Below are 5,622 nucleotides of genomic sequence, written 5' to 3'. Positions count from 1 at the left end.
TCGCTTCCATCGAGCGCTTCTGCGTCAGAAATATGCCTGAACGAACTTCAGGTTCAGGACACTAGCCGCCGATCCCGTCACGCTTCAGGGTGCGCATCTGCTCGGCGGTGAAGCGTTCGATCGCCTCGTCGATAGCAAGGTCGGGCCTCACGCTTTGGCGATAGATGCGCGGCGCGATCATCGCCGCCGCCAGCATGATGGTGCCATAGACCTCTGCATCGACATCGCGCGTTTCGGGATGCGCGCGCAATTGCGCGCCAAGCCCGGCGACCAGCCCGTCCCATTCGGGATAGCGGTCGCGAATGTCGCCGGGGGACAGGAAATCCTCGGTCCACAGCGCGATCACTTGCGGATTTTCCAGCACGAAGCGGGTGATGTAGCGCGCGCGCCCGGCCTGCGATTCGACCGGCGCGAACGCCTTGGCGAGCTGGTGGGCCGACCATTCGCGCACGGCGGCGATCAGCGCGTCGCGGCTGGCGAAATGGTAATAGAGCGTGGTGCGGTTGAGCCCGGCCTCCCGCGCGACTTCGGCCAGCGAAAGCGCCTCGATCCCCTTTTCCGACACCAGCCGGACCGCCGTGTCGATCAACGCGGCATGGGTTTCCTCGAATGCCTTGTTGCGGCGGCGCGAGGGCTGTGGGGCCGATGAAATGATGCTTCTCCTGCCAGGAACCGGCCGGCCGCACGATGGGCGATCGGCCGCGCCAGGGCAAGCCCGTGGGCACGGGGGCCAAAGCGCCGCCGCGTCAGTATTCGCTTTCCGCCACGGTATTGAATTGCGGGTGCACCGCTTTCCAGCGGGCCATCCAGTCCATCCCCTCCTTCGCGCGGACAAGATCATCCTCGCACGGGGCGAGCGCCGCGGCCGCGGCGCTTGCCACCTCGGCCAGCACCGAGGCGTCCCAGCCCTGCTCTTCCACTGCGGCGGCAAGCGCGTGCGCGCCGGCGCGGCGCAACATCGCGGGCAGCCGGTCGCGCAGCGCCGCGATGGCCCAGGGGATCATCGGCCCGTTGGCATCCGGGTCATAGCCCCAGAGCGTGTTATGATGCTGCGCGTTGTGGATGTAATGATAGTGCGGCACTTTGCCGAAGACATCGAAGCGGACGTATTCCTCGCGGCGATCGGCGCTGAACAGGTGGATGCTGGGGCCGCGCACCATCCGCTCGGCACTCTCGCCCAGCGCCCGCGCTTCCACCGCGATGCTGACCAATCCGGCATCGAACCAGCGTGCATGATGCTCGATCATCGGGATCAGCATGAAACGATGGTACTGGCCACGGATCGTATCGACCTGGCGATTGCCCAGCGGCGCGGTGGCGGGCGGCGGATTTTCCATCGTCGCGGCCATGGCATTCTCCCATTTCGAATTTTTGTTCGGTTTCGGGATAACAGTCCGCTTTGCCGGCAATGTCAATTCGCGCCGGCTTGATCGTGCGTCCGCGCGGCCCGGCCGGAACGATGCCCATGGCCTCCTTGTCGCGGCGCCAGCCCGACCTACCTAGGGGCAAATCCACAAGGAGGAAGACAGCCGATGGCCGAAGCCGACTACACGCCGCCCAGGGTCTGGACCTGGGACAAGGAAAACGGCGGCGCGTTCGCCCATATCAACCGGCCTGTCGCCGGCCCCACGCACGAGAAGGAACTGCCGCGCGGCCAGCATCCGTTCCAGCTCTATTCGCTCGGCACGCCGAACGGCCAGAAAGTGACGATGATGTTCGAGGAACTGCTCGACGCGGGCCATGCCGATGCCGAGTACGATGCCTGGCTGATCCAGATTTCCGATGGCGATCAGTTCGGCTCGGGCTTCGTCGCGCTCAATCCCAATTCGAAAATCCCCGCGCTGCTCGACTGCTCCGGGGCCGAGCCGTTCCGCGTGTTCGAATCGGGGGCGATCCTGCTGCATCTGGCCGAAAAGTTCGGCGCCTTCATCCCCACCGATGCCAAGGGCCGCGCCGAATGCCTGTCATGGCTGATGTGGCAGATGTCGACCGCGCCGGTGCTGGGCGGCGGCTTCGGGCATTTCTATGCCTATGCGCCGGAAAAATACGAATATCCGATCAATCGCTATGCGATGGAAACCAAGCGCATCTTCGATGTCGCCGACCGGCGGCTGGCCGAAAGCCCCTACCTTGCGGGCGCGGACCTGACGATCGCCGATATCGCGGTCTATGCCTGGTTCCGCAATTTCGTGCGCGGGGAAGCCTATGGCGAGGCGAACACCTTCCTCGACATTCCCAGCTATGCCCATGTCGGCCGCTGGGTCGATACGCTGGGCGCGCGCCGGGGAATGCAGCGCGGCGCCCGGGTCAACCGCGATGCGGAAGGCTGCGTGCGCGAACGCCATGGCGCGGCGGACATCGACGCCGTCATGTAATCCTGGTGGCGAACGCCCCCGTCCGGCCGAAGCCGGACGGGGGCCGTCCCGTCACTGGCCGAAGCTGTAGCGCAGGCGCAGGCCGTACATCCGCGACTGGCCGAGGATGAGGCTTTCCGAACCCGTGGAGTTCCACGAGTTGCCGATGAACACCGGGTACTTCTCGTTCGTCAGGTTGGTGACGAAGGCCGCCAGATCGATCGGGCTGCCAGCCACCGAGTTCCAGCTCAGGTTCGCGTTCCAGATGCTGGTCGAAGGCAGGATGCCGAAGGGCGAATCCGCGGCCGCCACTTGCGTCGAGGTATAGACGAACGTGGCGCTCACATTGATCTCGCCCAGGCTATCGTCAACCGGCAAGGTATAGGACGGCGTGACCGTGAGCTTGTGCTTGGGCGAGAGCGGCAGCGGCCCGCCCACCTTGGAACCCGTCGTCGGCGGCAGATAGCCCACGAAGTTGGGCGGCGAGTACGACTTCAGCTTGGTGTCGAGATAGGTGTAGCCCACCGCCACGCCGAGCCCGCCGGTATTGGCCGAAGCGTCCACTTCCAGACCCTGGATGCGCGACTTGCCGGCGTTGACGATGCCCTGCGAAGGCGAAGCATTGGGCACCGAGCCGTCGGGGATCAGGTTCGCGGCGAGCTGCTGGTCGGAGAAGTCGTTGTAGAACGCCGAAAGGTTGATGTAGCCCGAAACCCCGCCGCGATACGAGAACTTGGCGCCCAGTTCGTAGCTGTCGACCTTTTCCGGCCCCCACTCGATGGGGATGGTGTTCGACGCGTTGACGTTGCCCTGGCGATAGCCGCGCGCATACTTGGCATAGAGCAGCATGTCCGAGATCGGCTTGAAGTCCACGCCCAGCAGCCAGGTGGGCTTGTTGGACTTCTGCGTGATGCTGGTCAGGCAGTCCTCGCCGCTCGCCGCCGGCTTGCTGGAATTGGTCGCGCAGACCGCCACCGGCACCGAATTGGTGAACATGATCGTGCGCGTGCCGCCCTGGCCCAGCACCTTGTCCATCGTGTAGCGGATACCGCCGGTGAGCGAGAACTGATCGGTCAGCTTGTAGGTCGCCTGCGCGAACAGGCCCGCGTTGCGATAGCGATAGCGGGTCAGCGAGTTCTGCATGATGCCGGGGATCTGCGGCGAGCCCAGGCTGTTGATATTGGTGCAGACCAGGTTGCGGGCATCGGTGCAGCTCAGCGAGGTGAACACCGGGAACGGCAGGCCGGTGGATGCGGACGGCAGCATCGTCGAGATCGGCGAGTACGAGCCCTGGAAGGGGCTGGTCGGCCCGCTCTTCTCGTAATAGCCGCCCAGCACGTAGTTCAGGCGGCCATCGGCGGTGCGGCCCTGCACCTGAAATTCCTCGGTCGCGGTCCACTGCTCGATATTGCCGGCGTTGACGTCGGGATTGAGCCCGACCCAGGTGAACGGCATCCCCGCGAACGGGTTCGGCGTGCCGAGCACGGTCAGCGCCGGCATGACGTAGTTGTCAGAGCCGATGTTGTACGACTGCGACTGCTTGAATTCCTGGTAGCTGGCGATGTTCTTCAGCGTGATCGAATCGCTGACGTTCCAGGTCGTGGTGTTCGAGATCGCCCACTGGTTGATTTTCAGGAACGGATCGAGCGCATTCGATTCCACGTCCCAATAGCCATAGCCCTGCGCCTTGGCGCGCGCGAGATACTGGCTGCACGCCAGCGGCGCGAGGTAGGATGCGGTCGATCCGGCCGAGGGCGCCGGGAAGCTGGAGGGCACGCCATCGCGGCAGCCGGTGGCATTGGCGGCGATGAGCCTGCCGTATGGGCCATTGGTGTCCGAACGGCTGTAGCGCGCCAGCGTATAGTTCTCGATGTCCGGGGTCAGTTCGGCCAGGATGCCGAGGCGGAACGCCCAGTAATCGACATCACCGTAGTCCTTCGGGCCGATCCCGCTCTGGTTGTGGATATAGCCGTCGCGCTTCTGCCGATCGACGCCAAGGCGGACCTTGAAAGTATCGGCCAGCGGCACGTTCAGCACGCCCTGGAAGCGATACATGCCGAGATTGCCGTAAGACCCCTCGACATAGCCTTCCAGATTGTCGGTCGGCTTCTGCGGCACGATCAGCACCGCGCCGCCCGTGGTGTTGCGGCCGAACAGCGTGCCTTGCGGGCCTTTCAGCACCTGCACGTTCTGCAGGTCGAAGAACTGGCCCACGCCTGCGCCGTTGCCACCCGAAGTGCCGCCCTGGGCGCGCGGGCCGACGACGTCGGCGAAATAGGTGGCGACCGACGGCGAGGTGAAGTTTTCCTGCACGAAGCCACGGATGGCGAACGTCGCGGTCTCGCTGCCATAGCGCGAGTTGGCCGAAAGCGACGGGGTGAACGTCGCCAGATCGGCGCCCGAAACGATGTTCTTGTTGCTGATCTGCTTGTCGCTGTAGACCGTGATCGAGATCGGCACGTCCTGAAGGCGTTCTTCGGTGCGCCGCGCCGTGACGACGATATCGCCGCCCGCGTCCTGCGCGTAGACGGGAACCGCTCCACACAGCGCCGTCGTGACCACGAGGACGAGCTTGAATGGGGTGTGTCTCATGATGTCTCTCCCTTACCTGGCGCTCCCTCCAACTGCTTTTCGCCGGTCAGGAACACTGTTCCCTGGTTTGCACGGTGCATGGAGAACGGCAAGCGCCCTTTTCAGCCACGCCGTTTGCCGCTAAGCGCCCCGCTCACCCAATGGGGCGTCGCCAAGTGGTAAGGCACCGGTTTTTGGTACCGGCATTCGCAGGTTCGAATCCTGCCGCCCCAGCCAATCCCCCCGGTTTTCCGGGGATTCGCAGGTAAGACCGCAGGCCGATGCGCTTCGCGCGCGCGGTCGCTCCGCTCGACATTGCTGGATGGACACACGAATTCGCCGCAGCGATCAGTGGCATCGGCGCTCCCGGTATAGATTCGCCATGCGCGTTGTAATTCGCCGCCGGCGCGCAAGTCGAATCGGCGATGCGCCGCGCATCATGCCCGATATGCCGCGGTGACATCGCGATGTTATCAGTTGATCACAATCGTGGCAGGCTTGATCCGACGCCGAACATTGCGTCGCCAGGCCCATGTTCGGGCACACGCGTTCGCCATCCCGCGTATCATGGGCCATTGCGCCGCGAAATTCGGCGTCCCGGCGACGCGCAACACAAAAAAACCGCGCCCGAAGTGCGCGGCGACAACTACGATGGCCGGTTGAGCGGCGACTATGATGGCCGGTAGGATCGGTTGTC

General features: G+C 64.5%; 5 protein-coding genes and 1 tRNA gene. 2 read left to right on the top strand and 4 right to left on the bottom strand.

Annotated features, from left to right (window positions below; translation table 11 throughout):
* Window positions 1–61: 61 nt before the first annotated feature.
* Both PYV00_RS11030 and PYV00_RS11025 read right to left on the bottom strand, forming a co-directional pair.
* Entirely contained in the window at window positions 62–589 is a 528-nt protein-coding gene (locus tag PYV00_RS11030; protein ID WP_275228326.1) for a TetR/AcrR family transcriptional regulator, read from the bottom strand.
* 157 nt (window positions 590–746) lie between these two features.
* A complete protein-coding gene (locus PYV00_RS11025) occupies window positions 747–1,349 on the bottom strand; it encodes a DUF7700 domain-containing protein (protein ID WP_275228325.1) in 603 nt (200 codons plus the stop codon).
* Between the two features lie 183 nt (window positions 1,350–1,532).
* Here PYV00_RS11025 and yghU point away from each other — a divergent pair, with 183 nt between their 5' ends.
* Window positions 1,533–2,375: a glutathione-dependent disulfide-bond oxidoreductase gene (gene yghU / locus PYV00_RS11020; RefSeq protein ID WP_275228324.1), complete on the top strand. Its 843-nt coding sequence runs from the start codon at window positions 1,533–1,535 to the stop codon at window positions 2,373–2,375.
* A 51-nt stretch (window positions 2,376–2,426) separates the two neighbouring features.
* Here yghU and PYV00_RS11015 read toward each other — a convergent pair whose 3' ends face one another.
* A complete protein-coding gene (locus PYV00_RS11015; protein ID WP_275228323.1) occupies window positions 2,427–4,946 on the bottom strand; it encodes a TonB-dependent receptor in 2,520 nt (839 codons plus the stop codon).
* Window positions 4,947–5,087: 141 nt separating this feature from the next.
* Here PYV00_RS11015 and PYV00_RS11010 point away from each other — a divergent pair.
* A tRNA-Gln gene (locus PYV00_RS11010) sits at window positions 5,088–5,162 on the top strand.
* A gap of 236 nt (window positions 5,163–5,398) precedes the next feature.
* On the opposite strand, the gene PYV00_RS11005 is transcribed toward PYV00_RS11010, so the two are convergent.
* Window positions 5,399–5,622, bottom strand: a 224-nt coding sequence (locus PYV00_RS11005) for a hypothetical protein (RefSeq protein ID WP_275228322.1), incomplete at its 5' end; no start/stop codon positions are given.

This window comes from Novosphingobium album (ex Liu et al. 2023) (genome assembly GCF_029076845.1).
GTDB lineage: Bacteria > Pseudomonadota > Alphaproteobacteria > Sphingomonadales > Sphingomonadaceae > Novosphingobium.
Note: the sequence above shows the minus strand (reverse complement) of the source record. Positions and strands in the feature narration are given on the sequence as shown.